Source organism: Lentzea sp. NPDC003310, assembly GCF_040610935.1.
Taxonomy (GTDB): Bacteria; Actinomycetota; Actinomycetes; order Mycobacteriales; family Pseudonocardiaceae; genus Lentzea.
Map to the genome: position 1 here is coordinate 110,660 of NZ_JBEXNC010000020.1, position 26,443 is coordinate 137,102.

At 70.2% G+C, this 26,443-nt stretch carries 23 protein-coding genes; 3 read left to right on the forward strand and 20 right to left on the reverse strand.

Annotation, left to right across the window (positions count from 1 at the left end):
- The first annotated feature begins 34 nt into the window (after positions 1-34).
- Positions 35-379, forward strand: coding sequence for an ANTAR domain-containing protein (locus tag ABZX02_RS35480; RefSeq protein WP_355305022.1), 345 nt, complete (start codon positions 35-37; stop codon positions 377-379).
- Here the strand turns inward: ABZX02_RS35480 and treZ are convergent.
- From treZ to ABZX02_RS35515, 7 genes are all read right to left on the reverse strand, one after another.
- The gene (gene treZ, locus ABZX02_RS35485; protein ID WP_355305024.1) at positions 298-1,971 is read right to left on the reverse strand and encodes a malto-oligosyltrehalose trehalohydrolase; all 1,674 of its coding nucleotides are present in this window, start codon (positions 1,969-1,971) and stop codon (positions 298-300) included. The two genes, ABZX02_RS35480 and treZ, sit on opposite strands and share 82 nt — an antisense overlap.
- On the reverse strand, positions 1,968-4,046 hold the full coding sequence (gene treY / locus ABZX02_RS35490; RefSeq protein WP_355305026.1) for a malto-oligosyltrehalose synthase: 2,079 nt from the start codon (positions 4,044-4,046) through the stop codon (positions 1,968-1,970). The genes treZ and treY overlap by 4 nt, the downstream gene beginning before the upstream one ends.
- Complete coding sequence (gene glgX, locus ABZX02_RS35495; RefSeq protein ID WP_355305028.1) at positions 4,046-6,151, reverse strand: glycogen debranching protein GlgX; 2,106 nt, start codon at positions 6,149-6,151, stop codon at positions 4,046-4,048. Before glgX ends, treY begins: the two co-directional genes overlap by 1 nt.
- Positions 6,152-6,219: 68 nt before the next feature.
- Complete coding sequence (locus ABZX02_RS35500; RefSeq protein WP_355305030.1) at positions 6,220-6,522, reverse strand: hypothetical protein; 303 nt, start codon at positions 6,520-6,522, stop codon at positions 6,220-6,222.
- A gap of 94 nt (positions 6,523-6,616) precedes the next feature.
- Positions 6,617-8,428 carry a 4-alpha-glucanotransferase gene (locus tag ABZX02_RS35505; RefSeq protein WP_355305032.1) on the reverse strand — a complete coding sequence of 604 codons (1,812 nt, stop codon included), beginning with the start codon at positions 8,426-8,428 and terminating at the stop codon, positions 6,617-6,619.
- A gap of 105 nt (positions 8,429-8,533) precedes the next feature.
- Positions 8,534-8,959, reverse strand: coding sequence for a RidA family protein (locus ABZX02_RS35510; protein ID WP_355305034.1), 426 nt, complete (start codon positions 8,957-8,959; stop codon positions 8,534-8,536).
- Positions 8,960-8,993: 34 nt separating this feature from the next.
- The gene (locus ABZX02_RS35515; RefSeq protein WP_355305115.1) at positions 8,994-9,905 is read right to left on the reverse strand and encodes a LacI family DNA-binding transcriptional regulator; all 912 of its coding nucleotides are present in this window, start codon (positions 9,903-9,905) and stop codon (positions 8,994-8,996) included.
- A 31-nt stretch (positions 9,906-9,936) separates the two neighbouring features.
- On the opposite strand from ABZX02_RS35515, the gene ABZX02_RS35520 reads away from it, so the two are divergent.
- Positions 9,937-10,386, forward strand: a complete 450-nt coding sequence (locus ABZX02_RS35520) for a peroxiredoxin (protein WP_355305036.1) — start codon at positions 9,937-9,939, stop codon at positions 10,384-10,386.
- A gap of 44 nt (positions 10,387-10,430) precedes the next feature.
- Here the strand turns inward: ABZX02_RS35520 and ABZX02_RS35525 are convergent, their stop codons facing one another.
- From ABZX02_RS35525 to ABZX02_RS35560, 8 genes are all read right to left on the reverse strand, one after another.
- On the reverse strand, positions 10,431-11,003 hold the full coding sequence (locus ABZX02_RS35525) for a TetR/AcrR family transcriptional regulator (RefSeq protein WP_355305038.1): 573 nt from the start codon (positions 11,001-11,003) through the stop codon (positions 10,431-10,433).
- Positions 11,004-11,005: 2 nt separating this feature from the next.
- Positions 11,006-11,956: an LLM class F420-dependent oxidoreductase gene (locus ABZX02_RS35530; RefSeq protein ID WP_355305040.1), complete on the reverse strand. Its 951-nt coding sequence runs from the start codon at positions 11,954-11,956 to the stop codon at positions 11,006-11,008.
- 61 nt (positions 11,957-12,017) lie between these two features.
- Positions 12,018-12,674 carry a class I SAM-dependent methyltransferase gene (locus tag ABZX02_RS35535; protein ID WP_355305042.1) on the reverse strand — a complete coding sequence of 219 codons (657 nt, stop codon included), beginning with the start codon at positions 12,672-12,674 and terminating at the stop codon, positions 12,018-12,020.
- Between the two features lie 13 nt (positions 12,675-12,687).
- Positions 12,688-13,446, reverse strand: a complete 759-nt coding sequence (locus ABZX02_RS35540; RefSeq protein ID WP_355305044.1) for an L-tyrosine 3-hydroxylase — start codon at positions 13,444-13,446, stop codon at positions 12,688-12,690.
- Positions 13,446-14,954, reverse strand: a complete 1,509-nt coding sequence (locus ABZX02_RS35545; RefSeq protein WP_355305046.1) for an aromatic amino acid ammonia-lyase — start codon at positions 14,952-14,954, stop codon at positions 13,446-13,448. Before ABZX02_RS35545 ends, ABZX02_RS35540 begins: the two co-directional genes overlap by 1 nt.
- A 735-nt stretch (positions 14,955-15,689) precedes the next feature.
- Positions 15,690-16,490 (reverse strand): M23 family metallopeptidase, encoded by an 801-nt coding sequence (locus tag ABZX02_RS35550; protein WP_355305048.1) that lies wholly within the window; start codon positions 16,488-16,490, stop codon positions 15,690-15,692.
- A gap of 707 nt (positions 16,491-17,197) precedes the next feature.
- A complete protein-coding gene (locus ABZX02_RS35555; protein ID WP_355305050.1) occupies positions 17,198-19,291 on the reverse strand; it encodes a transglycosylase domain-containing protein in 2,094 nt (697 codons plus the stop codon).
- A 123-nt stretch (positions 19,292-19,414) separates the two neighbouring features.
- Positions 19,415-20,449 (reverse strand): PfkB family carbohydrate kinase, encoded by a 1,035-nt coding sequence (locus tag ABZX02_RS35560; RefSeq protein ID WP_355305052.1) that lies wholly within the window; start codon positions 20,447-20,449, stop codon positions 19,415-19,417.
- A gap of 51 nt (positions 20,450-20,500) precedes the next feature.
- On the opposite strand from ABZX02_RS35560, the gene ABZX02_RS35565 reads away from it, so the two are divergent.
- Positions 20,501-21,697 (forward strand): MFS transporter, encoded by a 1,197-nt coding sequence (locus ABZX02_RS35565; protein ID WP_355305054.1) that lies wholly within the window; start codon positions 20,501-20,503, stop codon positions 21,695-21,697.
- Positions 21,698-21,772: 75 nt separating this feature from the next.
- Here the strand turns inward: ABZX02_RS35565 and shbA are convergent, their stop codons facing one another.
- From shbA to ABZX02_RS35590, 5 genes are all read right to left on the reverse strand, one after another.
- Entirely contained in the window at positions 21,773-22,486 is a 714-nt protein-coding gene (gene shbA / locus ABZX02_RS35570; RefSeq protein ID WP_355305056.1) for an RNA polymerase sigma factor ShbA, read from the reverse strand.
- Positions 22,487-22,614: 128 nt separating this feature from the next.
- Entirely contained in the window at positions 22,615-23,841 is a 1,227-nt protein-coding gene (locus tag ABZX02_RS35575; RefSeq protein ID WP_355305058.1) for a cyclopropane-fatty-acyl-phospholipid synthase family protein, read from the reverse strand.
- The gene (locus ABZX02_RS35580) at positions 23,838-24,518 is read right to left on the reverse strand and encodes a DUF1365 domain-containing protein (RefSeq protein WP_355305060.1); all 681 of its coding nucleotides are present in this window, start codon (positions 24,516-24,518) and stop codon (positions 23,838-23,840) included. The genes ABZX02_RS35575 and ABZX02_RS35580 overlap by 4 nt, the downstream gene beginning before the upstream one ends.
- The gene (locus tag ABZX02_RS35585; RefSeq protein ID WP_355305062.1) at positions 24,515-25,753 is read right to left on the reverse strand and encodes an FAD-dependent oxidoreductase; all 1,239 of its coding nucleotides are present in this window, start codon (positions 25,751-25,753) and stop codon (positions 24,515-24,517) included. Before ABZX02_RS35585 ends, ABZX02_RS35580 begins: the two co-directional genes overlap by 4 nt.
- A complete protein-coding gene (locus ABZX02_RS35590; protein ID WP_355305064.1) occupies positions 25,746-26,435 on the reverse strand; it encodes an alpha/beta fold hydrolase in 690 nt (229 codons plus the stop codon). Before ABZX02_RS35590 ends, ABZX02_RS35585 begins: the two co-directional genes overlap by 8 nt.
- Between the last annotated feature and the right edge of the window lie 8 nt (positions 26,436-26,443).

Here is a 26,443-nt window from a genome sequence, read left to right on the forward strand (position 1 = left end):
CGCTGTGACCACGACGACGCGAAAGGAGCTGGCGGTGTCGTCCGCGAGAATCACCGCCCTCGAGGCCGAGGTGGCGGGGCTGCGCAAAGCTCTGGTGTCCCGGACTGTCATCGGGCAGGCCACAGGCCTGATCGCCGCACGCAAACCCTGCACACCCCAGCAGGCGTTCCAGCTGCTGGTGCACATCTCCCAGCACCACAACATCAAGCTGCACGTCGCCGCCGACCGGTTGGTCAGGGCGTTCGTGCACGCGCACCTGGGTCGGCCGGTGGACCTGGCCGACCAGATGCTGTGGGATCACGTCGACGCGACCACCGCGAACGACTCCGGTGAGAGCGACGACGGGATCGCCGAGGAGGTAAGCAGCACGTCTCCCTGAGGCAGCGGGACGGGGGTCGTGCCGAAGTTCACCACCACGCGGGTCTCACCGCGGTGCAACACGAAGCACTCCCCGTCCTGCACCACCAGGAACCTGTCCAGTCGCGGATCGGCCAGCTCCGGGCGGGAGCGCCGCAACGCGATCAGGGCCTTGTAGGTCTCCAGGACACGTGCGTGGTCGCCTTCACCGGCCTCGTCCCACCTCAGCCGCGAGTTCTCCACGGTCTGCGGCGACATCGGGTCCGGAACGTCCGATTCGCCCCACCCGTGGCGGGAGAACTCCCGCCGCCGGCCGGTCCGCACGGCCTCCGCGAGCCCGGGGTCCGGGAACGACGCGAAGAACTGCCAGGGCGTGGACGCCGCCCACTCCTCCCCCATGAAGATCATGGGCGTGTAGGGCGAGGTCAGCACGATCGCCGCCGCACACAACAACTTCCCCGTCGACACGGTCGCGGGCAGCCGGTCGCCGGCGGCCCGGTTGCCGATCTGGTCGTGGTTCTGCGTGTAGGCGAGGAACCGGTGGCCGGGGATCAGCGCCGTGTCGACCGGCTTGCCGTGGTGCTTCTCCCGGAACGACGACCAGGTGCCCGCGTGGAAGAACACCTTCTCGAGCGTGGTCTTCAGTGCTCCCGGCGCCGCGAAGTCCTCGTAGTAGCCGAAGGTCTCCCCGGTCAGGGCGACGTGCAGGCAGTGGTGCAGGTCGTCCGACCACTGCGCGTGCAGGCCGTACCCGCCGCCTTCGCGCGCCGTCACGAGCTTCGCGTCGTTGAGGTCGGACTCGGCGATCAGCGTCAGCGGCCTGCCGACGGCCGCCGAGAGCGCGTCGACCTCGACCGCCAGCTGCTCCAGCACGTGGGTCGCCCGCGAGTCCGCCAGCGCGTGCACGGCGTCGAGCCGCAGCCCGTCGACGTGGAAGTCCCGCAGCCACTGCAGCGCGTTGTCGACGACGTAGCGGCGCACCTCGTCGGACCGCGGCCCGTCGAGGTTGAGGCCGGGACCCCAGTCGTTGCGGCCCGCGAAGTACGGCCCGAACCGGTCGAGGTACGCGCCGGACGGCCCGAGGTGGTTGTAGACCACGTCGAGCAGCACGGCGAGGCCGCGGGCGTGGCAGGCGTCCACGAACCGCTTGAACCCGTCCGGCCCGCCGTACGGTTCGTGCACGGCGCCCCACAGGACGCCGTCGTAGCCCCAGCCCTCGACGCCGTCGAAGCTGTTCACCGGCATGACCTCGACGAACGTGATGCCGAGGTCCACCAGGTGGTCGAGCTTGGCGATGGCGGCGTCGAAGGTGCCCTGCGGCGTGAACGTGCCGATGTGCAGCTCGTAGATCACGCCGCCGGGCAGCGCGCGGCCGGTCCAGCCGCCGTCGGTCCACTCGAAGTCGTGGCGGTACACGCGGGAGGCCTCGTGCACGCCGTTCGGCTGCCGGAGCGACCGCGGGTCCGGGTACGCCTCGCCCTCGATGACGAACGCGTAGTCCGTCCCCTCGGCCTCGGAGTGCCACCAGTCGCCGTCGCGCTTCATCTCGTGGTCGACGCCGTCGACGCGGACGTGCACCGACTCGGGCGTCGGCGCCCAGACGGAGAAGCTCACTGATCCCCCTGCACCAGCAGCGCTACCGGATAGGTGTCGAGCAACGAGGCCAGGTCCTCGGTCGCGGGACGCCCGGTGAGGACGTCCGTCCACCCCGCGCCCGGCAACGGCAGAACCGTGTCCTGCCAGCCCTTCTGCTCCAGCCCGACCGGCAGCCGGGTCGCCACCGTGATCACCCCGGACCGCTGGAACGCGAGCACGTGGTCCGCGGCCGGCCCCTCGGCGCGCAGCGGCCGGTAGCCGTGCAGGCCGCGCTTGCGCACCTGCAAAGCCTTGTGCACCACCAGGAGCTTCGCCGCGCCCGAGTCGTCGACCTCCGGCAGCCAGCCGGACTCGATGCGCGCCAGCAGGTCCCGGCGCACGTCGTAGTCGACCGGCCTGCGGTTGTCCGGGTCGACCAGCGAGAGGTCCCACAGCTCGGTGCCCTGGTACACGTCCGGCACACCGGGGGCGGTCAGCTGGACCAGCTTCTGCCCCAGCGAGTTCACCCAGCCGGGCGCCTTGATCCGTTCGGCGAAGGCGGCGACCTCGGGCTCGTTCAGCGCCTTGGCGGGCCACGCGGCCACCTCGGCGTCGAACTCGGCGTCCCGGTCGACCCACGACGTCCTGATCTTGGCCTCGCGCGACGCCTTCTCCAGGTACTGGCCGAGGCGGTCCTCGGTGAGTGGCCACGCGCCGACGACCGACTGCCACGCGAGGCGGTTCAGCGTCGGTTCGGAGATGCCGTGCTTCTCCGTCATCGCGGCCTCGAACGCCAGGTAGGCCTCGGGGATCTCGGCCAGCACGGCGAGCCGCGCCCGGACGTCCTCCGAGCGCTTCGTGTCGTGCGTCGAGAGCGCGGTCATCGCGGCCGGTTCCGCGGCCTCGCGCCGGGCCGCCCGCTGGTGGAACTCCTCCACCGGCAGGCCGAACCGGTCCGGCGAGCCGCCGACCTCGTTGAGCGCCACGAAGTTCGTGTACCGGTAGAACGCGGTGTCCTCGGTGCCCTTCGCGACGACCATGCCGGACGTCTGCTGGATCCTCGTCGCCAGCTCGCCGTGCGGGTCGGCACGGACCTGCTCGTCGAGCGCGCGCACCGCGGGCGACCGCGACAGCCGGACCGCGGTCTCCCAGTAGCGCAGGCCCTCCGGCAGGTACGAGCGGTAGACCGGGAAGTTGACCATCACCTCGGCCACGGCCCGGCACGCGTCCTCGAACTCGACGCCCTGGACCAGCCGGGCGATCCGGCGCACCTCGGCCACCAGGATCGAGTCCGCGACCTGCTGCCGCGACGTGTGCTCGACCTCGTGGAAGTCGCCGCCGAACGCCTCGGTGGGGGCGATGAACACGCCGCAGATCTCGCGCAGCGCGTCGTAGCCCGTGGTGCCGTCGACCGGCCAGCTCTGCGGCAGCTCCTCGTCCGGGCCGAGGATCTTCTCGACGACGAGCCAGCCGTCGAAGTGCTCGCGCAGCCGCCGGAAGTACCCGCCGGGGTCGGCGAGCCCGTCCGGGTGGTCGATGCGCAACCCGGTGACGCCCCACGACAACACGGCGCGGTGCGTCGCCTCGAACACCTCGGGGTCCTCGACGCGGATCGCCGCGAGCTCCGTGATGTCGAAGAACCGGCGGTAGTTCAGCTCGGTGTTGCCGCGCCGCCAGTTCGCCTTGAGGTAGTGCTCGTGCACCTCGTCCTCGGCGTCCTCGCCGAGGACGGGCAGCAGGACCTTGCCCGAGGACCAGTCGATGTCGAAGTACCGCGCGTAGGGCGACGCCGGCCCGTTCTCGAGGACGTCCTCCCACCACGGGTTCGGCACGACCATGTGGTTCGGCACGATGTCGACGACCAGCCCGAGGTCGTGCTCCCGCAGGCGGTCCTGCAGCGCGACCCGGCCCTCGTCGCCGCCGAGCTCGGGCCGCGCCTTCGTCGGGTCGGTGACGTCGTAGCCGTGCGTCGATCCCTCGCGCGCGTCAAGCATCGGCGAGCCGTACAGCGCGCCGACCCCCAGCCGGGCCAGGTAGTCGGCGACCGCGGCGGCGTCGGCGAAGGTGAAGGACGGGGTGAACTGGACGCGGTAGGTGGAGGACGGCGCGCCCATCAGCCCACCCGCTGCAGCACGACGAGCGACCGCGCGGTGAGGTTCAGGGTCTCCCCCGCCGCGAGGGGCTTCTCGCCCTTGCCGACCTCGCCGGTCACGGTGTCCACCACGACCCTCCACTCCGGACCGTACTCGGCGTCGGGCAGCGTGACCTCGATGTCCTCGTGGTGCGCGTTGAACGCCATCAGGAACGAGTCGTCGACCACCCTCATGCCGCGCGAGTCGAGGTCGGGGATGCCCTCGCCGTTGAAGAAGACGACGATGCACTTGCCGAAGTCGTCCTCCCAGTTCTGCTCGGTCATCTCCTCGCCCGACGGGGTGAACCACGCGATGTCGCGCAGCTCCTCGCCCTTGCGGATCGGGCGGCCGGCGAAGAACCGGCGGCGCCGGAACACCGGGTGCGCCTTGCGGAACGCGGTCAGCGCCGAGGTGAACTCCATCAGCTCGGAGTTGGCCTCGAGCAGCGACCAGTCCACCCAGGACACCTCGTTGTCCTGGCAGTAGGCGTTGTTGTTGCCGTTCTGCGTGCGGCCGAACTCGTCGCCGTTCACGATCATCGGCACGCCCTGCGCGAGCACCATGGTCGCCATCAGGTTGCGCCGCTGGCGCCGCCGGAGGGTGAGGACCTCCTCGTCGTCCGTCGGCCCCTCGACGCCGCAGTTCCAGGACCGGTTGTGGCTCTCGCCGTCCTGGTTGTCCTCACCGTTGGCCTCGTTGTGCTTCTCGTTGTACGACACCAGGTCGTTCAGCGTGAAGCCGTCGTGCGCGGTGACGAAGTTGATCGACGCGTACGGGCGGCGGCCGTCGTCCTGGTAGAGGTCGCTGCTGCCGGTGATGCGGGACGCGAACTCGCCGAGCGTCGCCGGCTCGCCGCGCCAGAAGTCGCGGACGGTGTCACGGAACTTGCCGTTCCACTCGGTCCACAGTGGAGGGAAGTTGCCGACCTGGTAGCCACCGGGACCGACGTCCCACGGCTCGGCGATCAGCTTGACCTGCGAGACGACCGGGTCCTGCTGCACGACCTCGAAGAACGTCGCCAGCCGGTCCACGTCGTAGAACTCGCGCGCGAGCGTGGCCGCGAGGTCGAACCGGAAGCCGTCGACGTGCATCTCGGTGACCCAGTACCGCAGCGAGTCCATGATGAGCTGCAGCGTGTGCGGCGCGCGCACGTTCAGCGAGTTCCCGGTGCCCGTGTAGTCCATGTAGAACTTCGGGTCGTCCTCGACCAGCCGGTAGTACGACTCGTTGTCGATGCCGCGCATCGAGAGCGTCGGGCCGAGGTGGTTGCCCTCCGCCGTGTGGTTGTAGACGACGTCGAGGATGACCTCGATGCCCGCCTGGTGCAGGGCGCGGACCATGCCCTTGAACTCCTGCACCTGGTTGAGCGGCAACGCCGCGTAACCGTCGTGCGGCGCGAAGAACCCGATGGTGTTGTAGCCCCAGTAGTTGCTGAGCCGGCGCTCCATCAGCGTGTGGTCGCTGATGAACTGGTGCACCGGCATGAGCTCCACCGCGGTGACACCCAGCTTGGTGAGGTGGTCGATCATCACCGGGTGCGCGAGGCCCGCGTAGGTGCCGCGCAGGCGCGGCGGGATCTCGGGGTGGTCGATCGTGAGGCCGCGGACGTGCGCCTCGTAGATGACGCTCTCGTTGTACGGCGTCCGCGGGAAGCGGTCGTTCGTCCAGTCGAAGAACGGGTTCACCACCACGGACTTCGGCACGTGGGGCGCGGAGTCGTCGTCGTTGCGCTCGTCCGGCGAGCCGAACTTGTACCCGTAGAGCGACTCGTCCCACGCCAGGCCGTTGGAGATGGCCTTGGCGTACGGGTCGATCAAGAGCTTGTTGGGGTTGCAGCGCAGGCCGCGCGAGGGGTCGTGCGGGCCGTGCACGCGGTACCCGTAGCGCTGGCCGGGACCGACACCGAGCAGGTAGCCGTGGTGGACGAAGCCGTCCACCTCCGGCAGCCTCACTCGTGTCTCCGTGCCGTCCTCGTCGAAGAGGCAGAGCTCGACGTACTCCGCGACTTCGGAGAAGAGAGCGAAGTTGGTGCCCACGCCGTCATATCCGGCGCCGAGCGGGTAGGGCCTGCCAGGCCAGGGTCGCACGATGTTGCTGCTCCTCGTCACGGGGACTAGCTACCCGCCGACCCTATCCGGCTAACCCGTTCCCGGCATCACGCTCGTTCGTGTGCAAGAACAAGCTGCCCACGTGCGGCCGTGAGCAACGTGCGGGCCTCCTGGATCTCCGCGTACTTCAGGTGTTCGCACGCGGCCTCCGCGCACGCCAGGGCGTGCTGCAGGGCGGTGTTGTCGTCCACGGGACCCGCGTCCCGCAGCGCGTCACGCAGCGATTCCTCCGCGCGCCGTGCCCCGGCCACCGGGTCGCCGAGCGCGGTCGGTCTCACCGAAGCGAGGACCTGCTCGACGGCCAGTTCCAGCACGCCGGTCGGTGTCCGCGTGCTCACGGCTGAGCTCATCGGGTACGCCACCTCCAAGAACGTTCGTCTTCCGCCGTCGGGTGACGGCCTAACAGTACTCCTCAGGTCCATGACCTGCCGTTACGCAAAAGTTTCATCTTCCGCGACTGCGCAGTGGACGGGTGATCTCACGAACCCGTGGGAAAAAGTCGTCCAGCGGAACCGGTAGGGGAATTCTCCAGTTCGGGTGCTCGTCGATCGTGCCCGGCACGTTCGGCTGCCGGGTCTCCCGCAGGGCGTCCTGGGGTGAGGTCAGGACCAACGCGCAGGGTGCCTGGGCGAGGAGCTCGTGGGCGCCCTCGACGCGGTCGGCGGCCTTGACGCCCTCCTGGCGCATCAGCTCGTCGAAGTCGGGGCCGTCCGGACCGGCGAAGAACGTGGCCGCGGTCGGGAGGTCGTGCGTCGAGATGCTCGCCATCTGGTTGGGATTCCACTGCGACGGCGGGATGAGCGGCTCGCCCTCGGCGTAGTAGTCACGCTGGAAGTAGAGGACGGCGCTGGTGAGCATGCCGTTCTCCTGCAGGGTCTTCGTGACGATCGGCTCGACGGTGCCGAGGTCCTCGCCGACCACGACGGCACCGGCCCGGTACGCCTCCAGCGCGAGCACGCCGAGCATGGCGTCCGCGTCGTAGTAGACGTACGTGCCGCGCGCCGGCGGCCGGCCCGGCGGGATCCACCAGAGCCGCCACAGACCCGCGACGTGGTCGATGCGGATGCCGTCGGCGTGCTTGAGCACGCTGTGCAGCACCTGCCGGAACGGCCGGTAGCCGGACTCGGCGAGCTTGTCGGGACGCCACGGCGGCAGCCCCCAGCCCTGGCCGTCCGCGCTGAACGCGTCCGGCGGCGCGCCGACCGTCACGTCGATCGCGAAGGCCTCGGGGTCGGCGAACGTGTCGGCGCCGCCGGGGGCCACGCCCACCGGGAGGTCGTGGATGACGCCGACGGTCATGCCCGCCTCGTGCGCGGCGAGCCGGACGTCCTGCAGCTGGCGGGTGCACAGGTGCTGCAGCCAGGCGTGGAACGCGACGCGCTCGGCCGGGGGCTCCGCGCGGTCCTCCGGCCACGTCCGCCAGTCCGCGCCGTGCACCTCGGCGAGCGCGCAGTACGTGGCGAACTTGGCGAGCTCGTCGTCCATCTCGACCTCGCCGCCGGGGAAGAGCAGCTCCAGGGCCTGCTTCTTCGCCTCCCACACGGCGTCGTAGTCGATCAGCTCCTCGTTCGCGGGCTTGAGGTCGCGGATGAGCTGCCGGGTGCGCGGGCAGGCCTGCAGGAACTCGGCGGTGTCGGTGACGCGCAGGTAGAGCGGGTTCGCGAACCGGCGGCTCGCGGGTGAGTACGGCGAACGCTCGACCGGGTGCGTCGGCGACGGCGCCTGCACGGGGTTGACCAGCACGACGCCCGCGTCGAGCTCGAGGGCCGACCGGCGCGCGATCGTGGCGAGGTCGGCGAAGTCGCCCATCCCCCACGACTCCTTCGAGCGCGCGGCGTAGAGCTGGAGCATCCAGCCCCACGTGTGCGGCACGTCCGGCAGCGTCCTGGGCGCGACGGCGAGCGTGACGGTCTGCTCCGCGGTGACCACGCGGTGCCAGCCGAGCGGCAGCGAGTCGGGCAGGTGCCGTTCGACGGCGAACGACGTGCCGTCCTCGAGCTCGATGGTCGCGGGCCCGCGGAGGTCGTACGTCTCGTACTCGCGGATGACGATCGTGGGCGGGAGCGCCCGTGCGGCCCGGCGCCGCTCGACGTCGGCGAGCGCGCGGGCGACGGAGTCCTCAGTGGACGCGTCGACCCCGAACTGGGCCAGCACCTCGACCACGACCTCGGTGTCGACGACGACCTCTTGCTGGTCCGCGTTCTCGTACCGAGTGGCGACGCCCCAAGCGTCCGCCAGCCGCGCCAACTGCTCCACAACTACAAGCTATGTCACAGCTCGCTCAGCATTACCAGAGCAAATGGTCCCTGGTCACCCGATGGGTGCAGGCCGGTCGGGAGGTCTACGCAGAGATGCATTCCCTCAGACATCCGATGGGTCGTCCGGAACGGCGACGACGGCCTCGACCTCGACCAGGAAATCGGGCCCGAACAACGCCGCGACCTGAACGAGCGTGCTGGCCGGGTTGGGCACTTCTCCCAACGCGGGCCTCAAGATCTCGTCGCGGACGTCGCGAATGGTCTGCACCTCGGACGCGTCGAGCACGAACCAGGTGAACTTGACGACATCCGACCAGTCCGCGCCAAACCTCGTGATGACGTGATGAAGATTGCTCAGCGCCTGCCGCGTCTGGGCCGCCAGGTCGTCCACTCCGACCACGCAGCCCCTGGCGTCCACCGCGACCTGACCGGAGACGAACGCGAGCTTGCCGGTGACCGTCACGGCGTGGGCGTAGCCGGGGGTGGTGGGCAGGTCGGCGATCTCGGTGAGGCGCTCTTCGGCAGGCATGGCGCCACAGTACTTCGGCAGGCCCGGCCGCCCGTCAGCTCGCGGGGCCGCTGGAGTTGCGCACGACCAGCCGCACCGGGTGCTCGGCCGGTTCGATCTCGCCGCCCCGGATGAGCGTGAACAGGTCGGCGACCGCCCGTTCCCCCTGCTCCTTCGCCGCCCCCTCGACCGCGGTCAGCCCCACCACGCGGGTGAGCTCCTGCCCGTCCAGCGACACGATCGACACCTCGTCCGGCACCGCGCGCCCGTCGCGCTGCATCCGCAGGAAGATCCCCACGGCGGCGGCGCCGTTGGAGCTGATCACCGCGGTCGGCAGGCGTTCGCCGTCGAGCAGCACGTCGACCACCTGCTCGCCGCCGTCGACGGTCGGCGAGCACCACACCGTCCACTCGGGACGCACCGAGAGCCCGGCGGCGACCAGGATCTCGTCGTACGACTCGTCGACGCCGTCGGCCAGCACCAGGGCGACGTCGCGGTGGCCGAGGGTCTGCAGGTGCGCGACGGCGGTCCGCAGGGCGTAGCGCAGGTCGTGGTCGTCGACCGCGACGTGCGGGACCTCCAGCGACCGCAGCACGGTCTGCTCGGCCGGGGACAGCGCCATCGACAGCAGCAGCACGCCGTCGACCCGGCGGCCCAGCGGCAGCTCCTCGAAGAACTTCTCCCGCGCGGCCGCGTCGCCCAGCACGTAGAGCAGCACGTCGTAGCCGGCCTGGCGCAGCGCGCCCTCCGCGCCCGCGAGCACCGGGCTGACCTCGGACGTCAGCACCGCGATCGCGTACCGGCGCCCGCCCGCGAGGGAGGAGGCGTCGCGCGCGATCGCGTACTTCATCCGCCGTGCGATCTCGCTCACGTGCTGCCTGGTCGCCTCGGACACGCCCGGTTCGCCCCGCAGAGCGCGCGATACGGTCGCAGCGGACACCCCTGCGGCCTTGGCCACGTCGGACATGCTGGTCACGGCCCGAGCGTATTGGAGATCCATGAAGCCCGGCGACCTCGCCCCCGACTTCTCCCTGCCCGACCAGGACGGCACCGAGCGCACGCTGTCCGAACTGCTCGAGAACGGCCCGGTGGTGCTGTTCTTCTACCCCGCCGCGATGACGTCCGGCTGCACGGCGCAGAGCTGCCACTTCCGCGACCTGGCCAAGGAGTTCGAGGAGGCCGGCGCGCAGCGCGTGGGCATCTCGATGGACGACGTGGCGAAGCAGAAGCAGTTCGCCGAGCTGAACGGCTTCGACTACCCGCTGCTCTCCGACGTCGCGGGGGAGGTCGCGGCGTCGTTCGGGGTGAAGCGCCGGTTCGGCATCACACCGGTCAAGCGGCACACGTTCGTCATCGGCGCCGGCCGCGAGATCATCGAGGTGGTCAAGAGCGAGTTCTCGATGAACGTGCACGCGGACAAGGCGCTGGAGGCCCTCCGGAACCGGTGACCGGCACCGTCCACGGCGGACCTTCCCGCCCCGATCGCCGCGTCTCAGGCCGCCAGGCCCGCCAGCACGAAGTCCGCGATCTCCCCGGCCAGCCGGGGAGGCGTCTTCGGCCCGTCCGGCCGGAACCACATCGGCAGCTGGTTCACGACGCCGAACACGATCCGCACGACGGTGTCCGCGGGCACCGCGGAGCTGAACTCGCCGTCCGCCTGCCCCTTCTCCACGACCGCGAGGAACGTCTCGTGGTAGCGGCGGCGTTCGGCGCGGAACTCCGCCATGCCGTCCTCGCCGAGCCGGTGCAGCTCCCGGACGAACACCGCCGTCTCGTCGACCCGTTCGGCCGTCGAGACGACGAGCGACACCAGGATCTCGCGCACCGTCTCGGCGGCGGGCAGGCCGAGGCCGATGATCCGGTCCATGTCGGCGGACTGGGCCGTGATCAGCAGCCGGTAGATCTCCAGGAGGAGGTCGTCCTTGGAGCGGAAGTAGTGGTACAGCGCGCCCTTGGTGATCCCGGCGGCGTTGACGATCTCCTGCACCGACGTCGCGTCGTAGCCCTGCGACGCGAACAGGCGCACGGCCGCGTCGATGATCTTCTGCTCGGTCGCGCTGGGCACGGTTACGCCCCTGGTGCCAGTGCGCGCACCTGGTCGGCCTGGTCACCACCGGTCGGGAGCAGCGCGATGATCGGGGTGTCGACGCCGGCGGCCTGGTACTCGGCGACGCGGGCACGGCACTGGTCGAGCGACCCGTGCACGACCAGCGCGTCCACGACGTCGTCCGGGATGGCCTTCGACGCGGCCTTGCGGTCGCCCGCGGCCCACGCCTCGTGCATGGGGCGCAGCGCGTCGCCGCGGCCGAGCCAGTCGTGGAACGCCGCGTAGGCGGGCACGGTCAGGTAGGTGCTGATCAGCATGCGGCCGAGCGCCCGCGCGGCGTCGGCGTCCTCGGTCGGGCAGACGAAGATCCGGGCGGCGAGCTCGGCGTCGCCCAGCTCGGCGCGCACCTTCGGCACGTCGGTGGCGGCGAGCCAGTTCGTGATGGCGCCGTCGGCCTCCCGACCGGCGAGGCGCAGCATGTTCGGGCGCAGCGCGGCGAGCATGATCGGCACCTTCGCGGCGGGCGGGCGTTCGAGCTTGAAGCCCTTCACCGAGAACGTGTCGTAGTCGGCCGACACCTTCTCCCCCGCCAGCGCGGCCTTGAGGAAGCGCAGCGTGTCGCGGGTGCGCTTGAACGGCTCCTCGAACGGGATCGCGTTCCAGCGCTGCACGATGGCGGGCGAGGACGAGCCGATGCCCAGCACGAACCGCCCGCCGGTCACCTCGGCGAGCGTCGCGGCGGTCATCGCCAGGGTCGCGGGCCCGCGGGTGTAGACGGGCGCGATCGCCGGGCCGAAGCGCAGCTCGTCGGACCACTGCGCGGCCAGGGCGAGCGGCGTGAACGCGTCCGTGCCCGTCGTCTCGGCCGACCACACGTCCGTGTAGCCGAGCCCGGCGAGCTCGGACACCAGCGCGCGGTGCTCCAGCACCGGCACGCCGATCAGCGGCAGCGTGATTCCCCAACGAGCCATGAACGCCTCCCGGTCCGGTCAGTGCCCGCTACCCTACCGACCGGTCGGTATGCCCACAACCTCACCTCTTGCGCGCGAGCGTCAGCCCGTCCGCGATCGGCACCAGCACCGACTCGACCCGCGGGTCGGCGGCCACGAACCGGTTGAAGGCGTCGATCGCGGCGGCGTTGCCCTCGGGCTGTTCGGAGGCCGCCTGGCCGTAGTAGAGGGTGTTGTCGGCGAGCAGCAGGCCGCCCTGCCGCACGCGCGGCACCAGCAGTTCCCAGTAGTGCACGTACCCGACCTTGTCCGCGTCGATGAACACCAGGTCGACCACCGGTTCCTCCGGCAGCTCGGCGAGCGTCTGCGCCGCCGCGCCGAGCCGCAGGTCGATCTTGTCCCGCACGCCGGCCGCCTGCCACGCCTCCTCCGCGATAGCGGTCCACTCGGCCGAGACGTCGCAGGTGACGACCTTCCCGGACGGCGGGAGGGCCTGGGCGAACGCCAGCGTGGAGTACCCGGTGTAGGTGCCGACCTCGACCACGGTCTGCGCGCCGGTGAGCTTGACCAGCAGCGACAGCAGCACCGCCTGCTCGTGCGGGATCTGCATCTCCGCCGAGTCGCCGAGCTCCAGCGTGCGGGCGATGAGCTTCTCCTGCACCGCGCTGGGCCGGCCTGCCTGTTCGCGCACGTAGCGGTAGATCTGCGGGGTCATGACCACGGCCTTGAAGTCGGTCACGCGCGGCCTTCTCTCATAGTCGGGAGGCGAACGTCCTGAGTGTCTCTCCGTACTCGGGCCGCAGCGGGCGTTTCGCGAGGTCGTGACCGATCGCGGACAAGACCGCCCTGCGGTGCGCGCGGTAGCGGCTCACACAGACGTTCTCCCGGCTGACGAGGAAGAACTCGTCGAACCGGGAGCGCTCGGCCTCGGTCGTGGCCGCGCGCCCCCGGCCGGACTCGCGCAGCAGCGACGGGCCGTCCGGCACGAGTCTGCGCATGACCTCCAGGTGTGCCACCAGGTTCGCCTTGCTCGCGGAGGAGAGCGGTGCGGCCGCCGCGGGCCCCAGTGCGGCACGGGCCCGGCGCAGCAGGCCGGGCAGTGGCTCGTGGTCACGTGCCCACCGCCCGCTGAACGCCGGGTCGAACGCCACCATCATCGGGCGGATGACGTCCTCGTACACCTCACGGGAACAGCTGCCCGAATAGGCGAGCATCACCGAGTACGCGTCGTATCCAAGCGCAGTGAGGCGGACTAGCCGCGAATCCCGCTCGCGTATCAACCGATCGAGTGAATCCGCGAGAAACCTCCAGACCACGATCGCGCCGTGGTGGCCGAGGAACCACCGGTGCACGGCGCGTGCGACCGGGTCCTCCGGCGTCTCGATCAGGATCGGGATGTCGTAGCAGCCGTCTGCGCACGGGATCAGCTCCGCACCCGGCATCGGCATCCTCAGGACCGGCAGGTCCACCCACGTGTGCCCCCACAGCGGGAGGCAGACGGGAGCGCTCATCAGGCACCCTCCACTTCGGACACTAGACTGTCGAGGACGTCCGCCACCCGCCCCAGCGCGGTGTCGAGCGGCCGGTCCTCCTCGATCGGCGGCACCTCGTCCGCCAGGCGGTCGAACACCGCCGCGAGCCGGGGCGACAGCGGGCGGCGCGCACCGACGTGCACGGCCTGCCGCAGCGCGATCGCGAGTCCCGCGTGCAGGTACCGCAGCAGCCGCGCCTGGTCGAGCGCGGTCAGCGCGGCCTGCGTGCCGAACGGGACGACGTCCTGGTTGTGCAGGTTCGTCGGCAGGCTCTGCGTCGAGGCCGGCGTGGCCGCCCTGCGCATCGCGGCGACGGTGGCGGTGGCGCACAGCTGCACGCCCTGCACCGCGTGGTGCTGGCCGGGCTGCGGGCTGAGCATCGGCGGCAACCCGTTGGTGCGGTGGGGGTCCACCAGCAGGTCGAGCTGCCGTTCGGCCAGGTTGCCCAGCTGCACCAGGGCGACGTTGAGCTGGTCGGCCGCGAAGGCGCTGGGCTGGCCGAAGAAGTTGCCGCCGTGCACGACCTCCTGCGTCTCCGGGAAGAACAACGGGTTGTCGCTCACCCCGTTGAGATCGCGGCGCACCACCTCGTCCGCGTGCCGCACGCTCGTGCCGGTCGCGCCGATCAGCTGCGGGGTGCACCGGATGCTGTACGGCTCCTGCAGGCCGCGCTCCCCCGACGGCGTGCTGCCCTGCAGCCAGGCCCGGATGGACGCGCCCGTCTCAGCGACGTCCGGATGCCCGAACGCCGCCAGTAGTCCAACCGACGTGAACTCGACGCCGCACCCGAGCACGTCGGTCATCAAGGCGGACAACAACTCCGCGGTCCGGCGCGCGCGGACCGCCTGCGCGACGGCGAGTCCGAGCGCGGCGGCGGTGACGGAGATGCCGTTGACCAACGCGAGGGCGTCGCGGCCGTCGAGCACGAGAGTGCGGAGCCCGGCGAGTGCAAGCGCTTCCATGGCCGGCATGAGCCGCCCTTGGTAGAAGGCGTTGCCGTTGCCGCGCAACGCATGGGCCACATAGGCCAGTGGCTGCAGGTCGCCACTGGCACCCAGTGAGCCCAACCGCGGCACGGCGGGCGCGAAGTCGGTGTCCAGCATGGCAGTCAGCGAGTCCACGACCTGCTCGGACACTCCGGATCGCCCTTGTGCCAAGGAGAACAGGCGTGCGAGCACGGCGGCGCGGGCGACGGCCGGCGGCAGCAGTTCACCGTGGCCGGTGATGAGGTGGAAGATGGTGTTGTCGCACTGGCTCGCGCTGTCCGCGCGACCCTGGAAGGCGACGAGCGGGCCGAAACCCGTTGTGACACCGTAGATGGCGCGTCCGGACGCGCTGACCTCCAGCACGAACTCGCGGCAGCGCGCGATCCGGCCGCGCACGTCGGCGGGGAGTTCGACGTGCACCGGGTGACGGGCGAGCTCGAGCTGCGCGGGTTCGAGGTGGGCGGCGAGGTTCAGGGCAGCAGAGGATGTTCCGACAGACACGACGCCTCCTGATGACTTGGGGAGCCGTTTGCGACGATCCCCGTTGGCCTGTCAGCAAGTAAGGGCCTTATGTACGCATCAAACGAGGAAAACTTCTCAACTGTCCTTCGAAGAGATCAAGCCCCCGGAGAGGAGATCGAACTCTCCGCGCACGATTCGGGCCAAAAGATCGGGCGGCTGCTCCACGGGGGTGAACCTGCCCGGTCGCGTTGAGACCTCGCCCACTCCACGTTCCCGCGCCGGTCCGGATAGGCCGTCCACGGTGGCGCCACGGCACTTCAGGCCGATGTCGACCGTGCGGGAGGCGTGACCCGGCGCGGAGAACGGCCGACGAGGACGACGCGATGTCGTTGCACGCCAAGGACATCGGGTCGGGCGGCGCGGGTCTCGGAATCTCTGGCACCAGATCAACCTGGCGGATCTTCTTGCAGGACGCCACCTCCACCACCCCGGAGGCCGTCCGGCCGCTCGCCGCGCCGTCGCCTTGCGTGACCGCAAAGGCGTAGACCACCCGGTCGTTAACCCGATCGGGGGCACCGACCCCGCAACACCGACCGTTGTGGACTTGCAAGGGATTCGAGGCGCACGACCACCTCTTGAGTTTCCCGGTGAGGGCGAATCTTCTTGGCGCACAGCAGGATCGCACTCGCGTCACCGGACGCGCGAAACGGCTCTCCGGTCTCTCCGCCGTGTTTCGGGCACGGCGGACCGACCGGAGAGCCGCTTCGGTTTGTGCTAGAGGCTCACACCGCGCTCGGCGAGCCAGCCCACGGGGTTGACCTTCTGCCCGCCGGCGACCCACACCTCGAAGTGGAGGTGCGGCCCGGTCGACTGGCCGCGGTTGCCGATCGTCGCGATCTGCTGGCCGGCCTTGACCTGGGCGCCCTGCGCGACGTCGATGGTGTTCATGTGGCCGTAGACGGTGATGGTGCCGTCCGCGTGCTGGACGCGCACCCACAGCCCGAAGCCGGACGCGGGCCCGGCCTCGACGACCGTGCCGTCCATGACGGCGACAATCGGCGTGCCGATGGCGTTCGCGATGTCGACACCGTTGTGGCTCGTGCCCCAGCGAGCACCGAAGCCGGACGTGAACGAGCCCTGGGCGGGCCGCACGCACTTGGGCCGCTTGGCCTCCGCCTCGGCCGCGAGCCGCGCCGCCTCGGCCTTGGCGGCCTCCTGGCGCTTCGCGTACGCGCCCTCGGCGGACTTGAGCGCCTCGGCGACGTGGAACCGCGCCTGGATCTGCTCGGCCTGCAGCAGCTTGCGCGCCTCGGAGCCGGCGTTCACGTCGTGGATCGTCTGCGGCCCCTGCTGCTGCGGCTGACGCCGTTCGCCGGTCATCGCCGCGGCGAGGTCCTGGGTGGCCGCGACGGGCGCGACCATGCGGTCCACCGGGGTGATGGTGGTCGCCGCCTGGGCGAAACCGGCGCCGGCGAGGGCGCCCGCGGCGACGACCGCCGCTACGGCCTTCTTGCGGTCCAGGTCCACTCTGGTGATCACGTCGACCAGCGGACCCTTCACACGATGCCGTGCCAAACCTGCCTCCATGCACTCGGGGGAGTTCGGCAACCGCGCTTCGCCGGGCTTCGGGGGTCCTGGCTGCGGGCTTCGGGGGCCCGGTGGTGGACTGGACCGCTTCGGGGGGCGCTCCGTGTCCTTGCGGTTATCGAACCGTGACATGCGGCCGGAAACGTAACCTCGCGTGACCGGCGCGAGCAAGCCAAGTGGGGGTTCAGGTGATTAGGCCCACTGATCGTCACTTTGGGTAGTTGATCGGTTTAGGGCGAGGTCACCGCGCTCTGGACCAATCCCCGCCGTGGTGTTTGTACTGGTCAGTCGCTTAATCGTGAAAGGTTTGCGGTGCGGCGGAGCGGGCAAAGGCGCGCCTGGGCGGCTACTTCGCGTGGCGACGTCGTTTGGACCGAGCCGTGGGACGCGTGTGACAGGAGTGGGTTACGGGGTTGGGTCGCGCTCTGTTGTTGGGTTCCCCTGGGCCGTTGGCGGGTTCCTGTTGGGTGCTTCCCCTGGGGCTCTGCCCCAGACCCCGGCAATCTGATCAGGGGTCCGCGCTGTGGGCGGGTTGATGGCACGCCTGTTGCGTAGAGCGGCTGCCTGTTGCGTAGATGTTTGCGCCCAAGCCGTTTGCTCAGGACGGCTCGCCTTCGGCTTCGCGTGTTTCGGGTGTCACGACAAAGGGCCGCCGGACGCACGTGGCGTCCGACGGCCCTCTGACCGAACGGGTCTTACTTGTACCGGGCCGCGGCTGGCGGCAACGGGGCCGTCGGCAGGCCCTCGTGGATCGCCTTCATGGCGCCGAACCACGTCGGCGCCGCGACCTGGCCACCGTAGACACCCTCCCGGCTGCCGGGGCAGAGCCTGATCGGGTTGGCGCAGATCACCTGCGGGTTGTTGCCGTCGGCGTAGGTCATGACCGCGCCCGCGTACTGCGGCGTCGCGGCCAGGAACGCGACCGACTTGTGCTCCTCGGTGGTACCGGTCTTGCCGATCATCGGACGCGTCCAGCCCGCACCGCGAGCGGCCTCGGCCGCCGTGCCGCTGGGGAGCGTGTCGTGCGACATGCCCTGGGCCAGCGAGGCCGCGAGGTCCGGCTTGACGGCCTCCTCGCAGGGCAGTTCCTTGAGCGGGATCGGCTTGCCGTAGCGGTCGAGCACCTGCTCCACCGGCGTCGGCGGGCACCAGGTGCCGCCGGAGACGATGGTGGCGGCGACGTTCGCCAGCTCCAGGACGCTCGTGGCGCCCGGACCGAGGGTGTAGGAACCCGCGTTGTTCTGCTTCGTCCAGTCGCCCTGCGACGGGCCGTTCGACTTGTCCGACGCCAGGGGCTCACCCGAGCGGTTCGCGCCCTGCAGCGTCTCGCGCATGCCGAGCCGGTAGGCCATGTCGACGACGTTGCTCAGGCCCGCCTTCTCCTGCAGGATGACGAACCCGGTGTTCGGCGACTGCGCCAGCGCCTGGGTCAACGTCATCTTCTCGCCGTACGTGCCCGCGTTCTCGACCTTCCAGGGCGCGCCGCCGTTGGGGTAGACCCTCGAGTAGTAGACCTTCGGGACGTCGATCGGCTTGTCGATGCCGGTGATGTTGCGCTCCAGCGCCGCGGCCGCGGTGAAGACCTTGTTCACCGAGCCCGGGCCGAACGGCAGCACCTCGGCCGGCACGGGACGCGCCACCTGGCCGAGCTCCGCCTTGTTGCCGTAGTCACGGGACGCGACGAGAGCACGCACGCGGTGCTTGTCGGTGCCCGGCTGCACGACGGACATGACGTTCGCGATGCCGTTCTGCGTCTTCGGCACCTGCTGCTCGGCCGACTGCTTCGCGGCCTTGGTGGCCTTCGGGTCCATCGTGGTCTTGATGGTCAGGCCGCCGCGCTGCAGCTCCTTGTTCGTGATGCCCGCCTCGCGCAGGTAGTCGAGCAGGTAGGAGCAGAAGAAGCCGTAGATCGGGCCGTCACCGGCGCCGACGCAGCCCTTGGGCAGGATCTGCAGGTCCTCGACGACCCCGAGCGGCTGGGCCTTGAACTCGTCGGCCTTCGCCTTCGCGTCGGTCTCGTTGGACCCGAACGCACCGTTCTCGCGCATCTTGTCGATGACGATGTTGCGGCGCTCCAGCGCCTTCTCCGGCGAAGCGCCGGGGTTGAGCGACGACGGCCGGTTCGCGATCGCGGCGAGCAACGCTGCCTGCGGCACCGTCAGCTTGTCGGCGGTGGTGTTGAAGTACGCCTTCGCCGCCGCGCCGACACCGTAGGTCTGGTTGCCCAGCGGCACGATGTTGAGGTACCCGGTGAGGATCTCCTCCTTGCTCATCTGCTGCTCGAGCTGCAGCGCGACGCGCGCCTCGCGCATCTTGCGACCGATCGTCGCCTCGGTGGCCTTCTCCCAGGCCTCCTGCTCGTTGTCGGCGCCGAGCACGAACGCCATGTAGTTCTTCACGTACTGCTGGGTGAGCGTCGACGCGCCCTGCGTCGCCCCACCGTCCACACCGGCCTTGGCGGCGGCACGGGCGATGCCCTGCCAGTCGACGCCCTGGTGGTCGTAGAACCGCTTGTCCTCAATGGCCAGGATCGCGCCCTTCATGGTGTCCGCGATGTCCTTGGACTCCAACGGGATGCGGTACTGGTCGTACAGGTAGGCGATCGGGTCGCCGTTCATGTCCTGGATGGTGGTGACGAGCGGCAGCTCACCCTTCGCGAGGTCACCCGACGTCTGGTCGACCGTGTCGGCCGCGCGGTTGGACGCGAGCCCGAGACCTCCGACGAACGGGAACACCATCGCGGCGAGGAGCACGCCCGCAGTCAGGCACAACCCCAGCAACTTGACCAAGCCTGACGCGCGTGCGGCGAACAAACCCGCAACTCCTTCCGAGCAAAACCCCAGAGACTCTCTATACGTATAAGTCGCGCGGGAGGCCCGTGAGGTTGCGTCCGCTGATCGACTGTTTTCAACCTACCGGAGTAGCCGGAGGCCGATCGTCGGACTAGCCCTGCGCACCTCGACGCCCGCGTGGTCGGGAAGCAGGTCGTCCAGGAACCCGTAGCGCGACAGTTCCTCGTCCGGCCGCCTGCTCACCGTCCGCCACCAGACCGCGATGTCTCCCCAGCCCGGTGCCGACAGCGAGCCACCGAAGTGCTGCACGGACAGCGCGGCGCACAGGTTCGCGAACCGCACCCGGTGTTCGAGCGGCCACCCGGCCAGAGTGCCCATCACGAACCCCGCCCCAAACACGTCTCCGGCGCCGGTCGCGTCGAGCTGCGCCACGTTCAGGCCCGGCACGTCCACGCACTCGCCGGTGGCGCTGTCGACGGCGACCGCTCCCCCGCCGCCGCGTGTGACGACCACCACGGGCACGTGCTCGGCGAGTTTGCGGGCGGCGGCCTCCGGGGTGTCGGTGCGCGTGTAGCCCTGCGCCTCGACGTGGTTCGGGAGGAACACGTCATATCCGTCGAGGCGGCGCAGCAGTTCGGGCGACCAGGCCCCGGTGCGGTCCCAGCCGATGTCGGCGAAGAGCTTCGCGCCGTTCTGCTTCGCCGTGCGCACCCACTGCTCGTCTTCTGCCTGTATGTGCACAAAACAGGCACGTGTGGTCGGTGGTGGTGAGAAGAGATCATCGGCTACGACGGGTGCCTTGTGGCCGTGCGTGACCATGCTGCGGTCACGTTCCATCGCCATGGAGACCGTCACGGGCGAGTGCCACCCGTAGAAGCGACGGCAATAAGAGAGGTCGACGCCTTCCTGGTCGGCCAGGACGTCCCAGCAGAAGTCGCCGTACGCGTCCTCGCCGAACGCGGCCGCGAGCGCCGTCTTCAGTTCGAGGCGGCGCAGCGCCACGGCGAGGTTGGCGATCCCGCCGGGACAGGACCCGAGTCCCTCGGCCCACACCTCGGTGCCCGCGGCGGGCGGGCGGGGCAGGCCGGTGAAGATGATGTCGAGGAAGACGGTGCCCGTGAGCAGCACGTCGTAGGCGGGGTCCTGGTCAACCATGGGTAAACCTTGCCACCCGGACCCGGTGATCATGCGTTAGAAACGTCCGTCATGGGGGTCCCGCTCAGGAAGAACGTCCAATTCCAGCTGCTCTGGTTCGGCGGCGCCGTGTCGCAGCTGGGCACGCAGCTCACGACGGTGGCGACGCCGTTGCTGATCATCGCGGTCACCGGGTCGGTGTTCTGGGCGGGGGTGATCGCGGGGGTGCGGGCGACGGCGTTGATCGTCCTGCAGATGCCGGCGGGCGTGTGGGCGGACCGGTGGGACCGCGGCCGACTCCTCTTCTGGAGCCAGACCGCGCAGGCCGGGGCCGTCGCGGCGATGGCACTCAACGTCGTCACCGGCACCAACTCGATCCCGGTGTTCCTCGTGCTGGCGGCGGTGGACGGTGCCTGTGTCGCGTTCACCGGGCCCGCCCGCGCCACCGCGATCAAGGAGGTCGTGCCTCCCGAACAGCTCAAGAGCGCGTACGCGCAGGAGGAGGCGCGTACGCACGTGGCGTATCTGGCGGGGCCCTCTCTCGGTGCGCTGCTCTTCGGTTTGGGTCGCGCGGTGCCGTTCGTCGCCGACGCGCTGTCGTTCCTCGTGGCGGCCGTGTGCGCGTGGTTCGCCAAGATCCCGCCACGCGCCGTGCAGCGGCCACGTCAGCGCATGCGCGAGGACCTGCGTGAGGCCTGGACGTGGCTGTGGGGCCAGCGCGGGCTGCGCAACATCATCGCGGTGTTCCTGGTCCTGAACCTGCTCGGCATGGCCGCGATGCTCCCGATCACGGTGCTGGTCAAGGAGCGGGGCGGGGCGGACTGGCTCGTCGGACTGGTGCTGACCGGCCTCGGCGTGGGCGGTGTGCTCGGCGCGTTGCTGGCGCCGAAGGTTACCGTGGCGCCCGCACGGCTCATCGTCGCCGTGCTCGTGGTCTTCGGCGTGAGCGACATGGCGATGGCACTGCCGTTCGGCGCGTGGTGGCCGTTCGTGCCTCTCATGCTCGTGGCCGTCAGCACGCCGTTGCTCAACGTCTCGGTGGGCGCGCTCTTCACCGCGTTGGTGCCCGACGAGCTGATGGGGCGGATGGACGCCGTGCTGAACTTCGCCGCCCGTGGGCTCACGCCGGTCGCCCCGGTGTTCGGGGCGTTGCTGGCGGACGTGCTCGGCGGCGCCGCGGCACTGCTCGTGTTCGGAGCGTTGATCCTGGTCACCGCGGTGGTCGCCGCGTCCAGCGACCTGCGGACGGCGGCGCCGCGACACCCCTGAGTCGCGGACAGTCTCGGCGCAGGACACTCCCCGTTGGTCCTGCCCGCGAGACCCTCTCCGCGATCGCCGGGCGGGTCAGCCCTCCTCGGCGATCATCTCCCGCATCCGGGCGAGCGCCCGGTGCTGCGCCACCCGCACGGCACCCGGCGTGGACTCGACCGCCAGCGCGACCTCCTCCGCGGACAGGCCCACCGCCACCCGCAGCACGAGGATCTCGCGCTGGCGCGGCGGCAGCTTGTGCAGCAGGCGCGTCACCTGGGCCATCATCTCGCCGTTGACCGCGTGCTGCTCCGGGCCCGCCTCGAGCGACGGGCAGTCCGGCAGCTCCGGCACCACCTCGGCGCGGTTGCGGACGGCCCGGCGGCGGGCGTCGGCGACCTTGTGCGCGGCGATGCCGTACACGAACGCGAGGAACGAGTTGGGTTCGTAGCGGTACTTCGACAGGGCGCCGAGCACCGCCACGCACACCTCCTGCGCGATGTCCTCCGCCGAGACCAGCGTGCGTTCACGTCCGCCGACCCGTGCGCGGCAGTAGCGCACGATCAGCGGCTGGATCCGGCCGAGCAGGTGCTCGACCGCCCGTCTGTCCCCGGCCAGGGCGGCGTCGACGAGGTCGGTGAACTCGGCTTCGGCCAGCCACTGGTTGGAGACCGGTTCCTGGTGCACCCGACGGCGCATCGGCACCGTTGGCTGGTTCCAGCTCCCAGCGCCTGCACCGGGCGCCAGGACCGCGACACCGCCACCGGTCCGCACGGCTGTGGGCATGACCATCCCGGCGACCTCCTCCACTACAGCGACACTAGGGGCTTCACTGGAGAAGAGACCGCAGCGAGCCGATTGATACCGCCTGCTTCAAAGAGGACCACGAAGTCCAGTCGGGTGGGACAACGAGCACCCTTTTGGGGCAGAAGGTGGTCCTAACGGCCCAGTCGTTCGGCGATGCCGAATTGCTGTACCCCCAGGTACCCGACGCGGAAACCGGCCTCCGAGTAGGCGAGGTAGAACTCCCACATCCGGCGGAACGTGTCGTCGAAGCCCAGGTCCCGCACCTCGTCCCAACGGGTGAGGAACGTGTCGCGCCACCGCCGCAGGGTCTCGGCGTAGTCGAGGCCGAACGACCGCGACTCGACGATCTCGAGCCGGGTGTGGTCGCGCACCGACTCCTCGATCGACCGCACGGACGGGATGAGCCCGCCGGGGAAGATGTACTTGTGGATCCAGGTGTAGCTGGCCTTGCTCGCGATCATGCGGTCGTGCGGCATGGTGATCGCCTGGAGCCCGACGCGGCCGCCGGGGGCGAGCACGCGGTCGAGCATCGAGAAGTACTCGGGCCAGTACTCGGCGCCGACCGCCTCGATCATCTCGACGCTGACGACGGCGTCGTACTGACCGTGCTCCTCTCGGTAGTCCCGCAGCTCGACCGTCACCCGATCGTGGAGACCCGCGTCCCTCACCCGGTCCAGTGCGAGCTTGCGCTGTTCGGCGGAGATGGTGAGCGACGTGACCGTGGCACCTCTCTGGGCGGCTCGGATGGCGAGCGCGCCCCAGCCCGTGCCGATCTCCAGCACCCGCGATCCGGCGCGCACGCCCGCGTAGTCGAGCACGCCGTCGATCTTGCGGAGCTGGGCGGTGTGCAGGTCGGTGTCCCCGGCGTCGAACAACGCCGACGAGTACGTCATCGTCTCGTCGAGGAACGTCGCGAACAGCTCGTTCGACAGGTCGTAGTGCCGGTGGATGTTCTGCCGCGAGCCCGCGACGTCGTTGACCTCGGTCTGCCGGCGCTCGGCCCACCGCCGCATGCGCTGCAGGCCGGGCGGGATCAGCGTGGAGAGCCGTGCCGCGAACGCCGCGAGCACGCCCGCGAGGTCCTCGGCGTCCCAGTCGCCCACCATGTAGGCCTCGCCGAAGCCGATCTTGGCGTCGGCGCCGAGCCGGTGGAAGAACTCCGCGGGCCGGACGAGCCGCATGACCGGGCCGCCCGCGCCCCACGTCCGGCCGTCGGGCAGCGCGACGGTCACCGGCAGCGTGCGCACCGCGTTGCGGAACAGCGACTCGGCGATCCTCGCGCGCATCGGCGACCGGGGCGCGGTGAAGAGGCCTGGCCAAATGCCCTGGCCGGGGCGGGGCAGGGACAACGTGCTCATCCATCACTCCTGGGGATGATCGGGACGCGCCTCAGGTAGAGCGCGATTCCGTGGCGGCGGATCAGCGCGGACACGCGCTGGGGCATCAGCGGACGGCGCAGCAGCATGCGCAGTCCCGAACTGCGCTCGCCCTTCATCGTCGCGCTGAAGGTGGTCTTCCCGTTCTGCCGCAACGCGATGGTCACCGAGAGCTGATCGCCCGGTTCGGGCATCCTCATCACGTAGTGACCGTCGACCTCGAGGAACGGGGAGACGTAGAACTCCTTGTCGACCGACGCACGGCCCTTGTCGTCCGTGCGCAGCAGATAGCAGTGCCTGCCGCCGTAGGTGTTGTGCACCTCCGCGACGACGCATACGAGCTCGCCGGTGGCGTCGTGGCACCAGTACACGGACAGCGGGTTGAAGACGTAGCCGAGCACGCGCGCGTTGGCGAGCATCCGGACACGCCCGCCGCCGAGGTCGATGCCGCGCTCGGCCAGCCACTCGTCGAGGTTCTCGCGGATGGTCTTCTCCGGCGACCCGAGGTGGTCGCGGGCCTCGAACTTCGCGAACGGCCGCGCCCACCAGGGCAGGCTCGGTAAACCGTCGAGGTCGACCAGCCACATGTACGCGCGGTGGCTGAACGACCGGTCGAGCAGCTCCCGGCGCTGGTGGGTGATGAGGACGTCGTAGATCACCAGTCGGCCCCGAAGTGCTTCGCCGCGCGCACGCCGGAGGCGCAGCCGTCCTCGTGGAAGCCCCAGCCGTGGTACGCGCCGGCGTAGGCGGTGGTGCCGGTGTTGATCTCGGGCAGACGTCGTTGCGCCGCAACGGACTCCGGGGTGTAGATGGGGTGCTCGTAGACCATCTCGGCGAGCACGCGGCCGCGGTCCACGTCGTGCGGGTTGAGCGTGACGACGAAGTCGCGGGGATCGTCCAGGCGCATCAGCCGGTTCATGTGGTAGCTGACGAGCACCTGGTCGCCCGCCTCCCGGCAGGCCCGCTTGTAGAGGTTCCAGGACGCCCGCGCCCCCGCGGCGCGCGGCAGGATCGAGGCGTCGGTGTGCAGCCAGGTCTCGTTGCGCGAGTACTGGAAGGCCCCGAGGACCTCCTTCTCCTCGCGCGTCGGGTCGGCCAGCAGGCCCAGCGCCTGGTCCGGGTGCGTGGCGATGACGACGTGGTCCGCGGTGTGCAGCACGTTGGCGTCGTCGCGGATCTCCACACCGCTGCTCGTGCGCGTCACGGCCCTGATGGGCGTGCTGACGTGGACGGCGCCAAGCCCCTTCACGGCACGATCGACGTACGTGCGCGAACCGCCGACCACGGTCTTCCACTGCGGCGTGCCGCCGATCGCGAGCATCCCGTGGTTCGCGAGGAACTCGAAGAGATACCAGGCCGGGTACTTCATGCTCAGCGCCGCTCCGGACGACCACACCGCGCTGACCAGCGGGATGATGAAGTGGTCGACGAAGTAGCGGCTGTACCCGCCGATCGCGAGGAACGCGCCGAGCGTGACGTCGTGCGCCTCCTCGTGGTCGAGAACGCGCTGCGCGTGCTTGTAGAACCGGGTCACCTCGGCGAGCATCCGCAGGTACTTCCCGTTGGCCGCGTTGCCGGGCTTCGCGAACAGCCCCGGCAGCTTCTTCGCGCCCGCGTACTCGAGCCCGCAGCCGTCGCACCGCACGCTCATCGACATCTCGGAGTCCTGCGTGGCCACGCCGAGCTCGCGGAAGAGCCTGATCAGGTTCGGGTAGGTCCGTTCGTTGTGGACGATGAACCCCGAGTCGACGTGCACGCCGCCCAGGTCGTGCGTGTGCGCGTGGCCGCCGAGCCGGTCGTCGGCCTCGAACAGCGTGACGTCGTGCTTGCGTTGCAGCACATAAGCGGCCGTGAGTCCGGCAACCCCTGCTCCGATGACGGCGACCTCAGCCACGCGAGCCTCCCAACGGCACGTCGAGGCCTCGCGGCGAGGCCTCCCGCATCGCATTCGCGATATCCGGTGCGACCGGTTCGAGGCCAAGCTCACCGTGGACGAAAGCGACGACCAGCCGGGTCCAGTCCTTCGCGCGCTTGAGCATCGCGTGCCCGTCCCCGACGACGCTGAACCGCGCCACCCGGTCCGTCACGGTCTTCGCCTGCCGCGCGAACGACAGCGACTTCGCCGGGTCCGTCATCCGCTCCTGGTCCCCGTGCGCGATCAGCAAGGCCTTGCCCCGGAGCTGCTCGTACGGCTCACCGGGCACGATCCACGGCGCCAGCGCGCACACCGCCACGACATTCGGGTGCCCGGCGACGCGCAACGCGGTCCGCCCGCCCATCGAGTGCCCGACCAGCACCACGGGCGCGCCGGGGTGCAGCTCGGAGATCCGGTCGAGCGCCCACCGGGCGTCCTTGACGGGGTCGAGGCTCGGCGCGTTCCAGCCGCGCACCCGGTAGCGGAGGTTCCAGACCTCGACGCCGGGTGCGCGCAGCGCGCGGGCCAGCGGAACCATCCGCAGGTACGCGAGGTTGAGTCGCCGGACCGGGTCGGTGCCGTGTTCCCGTCCGCCGTGCAGCACCAGCACAACGGCCTTGGTACCGCCCTGCGGTTTCGCGACGTCTACATGCGGATGCACATTTGATG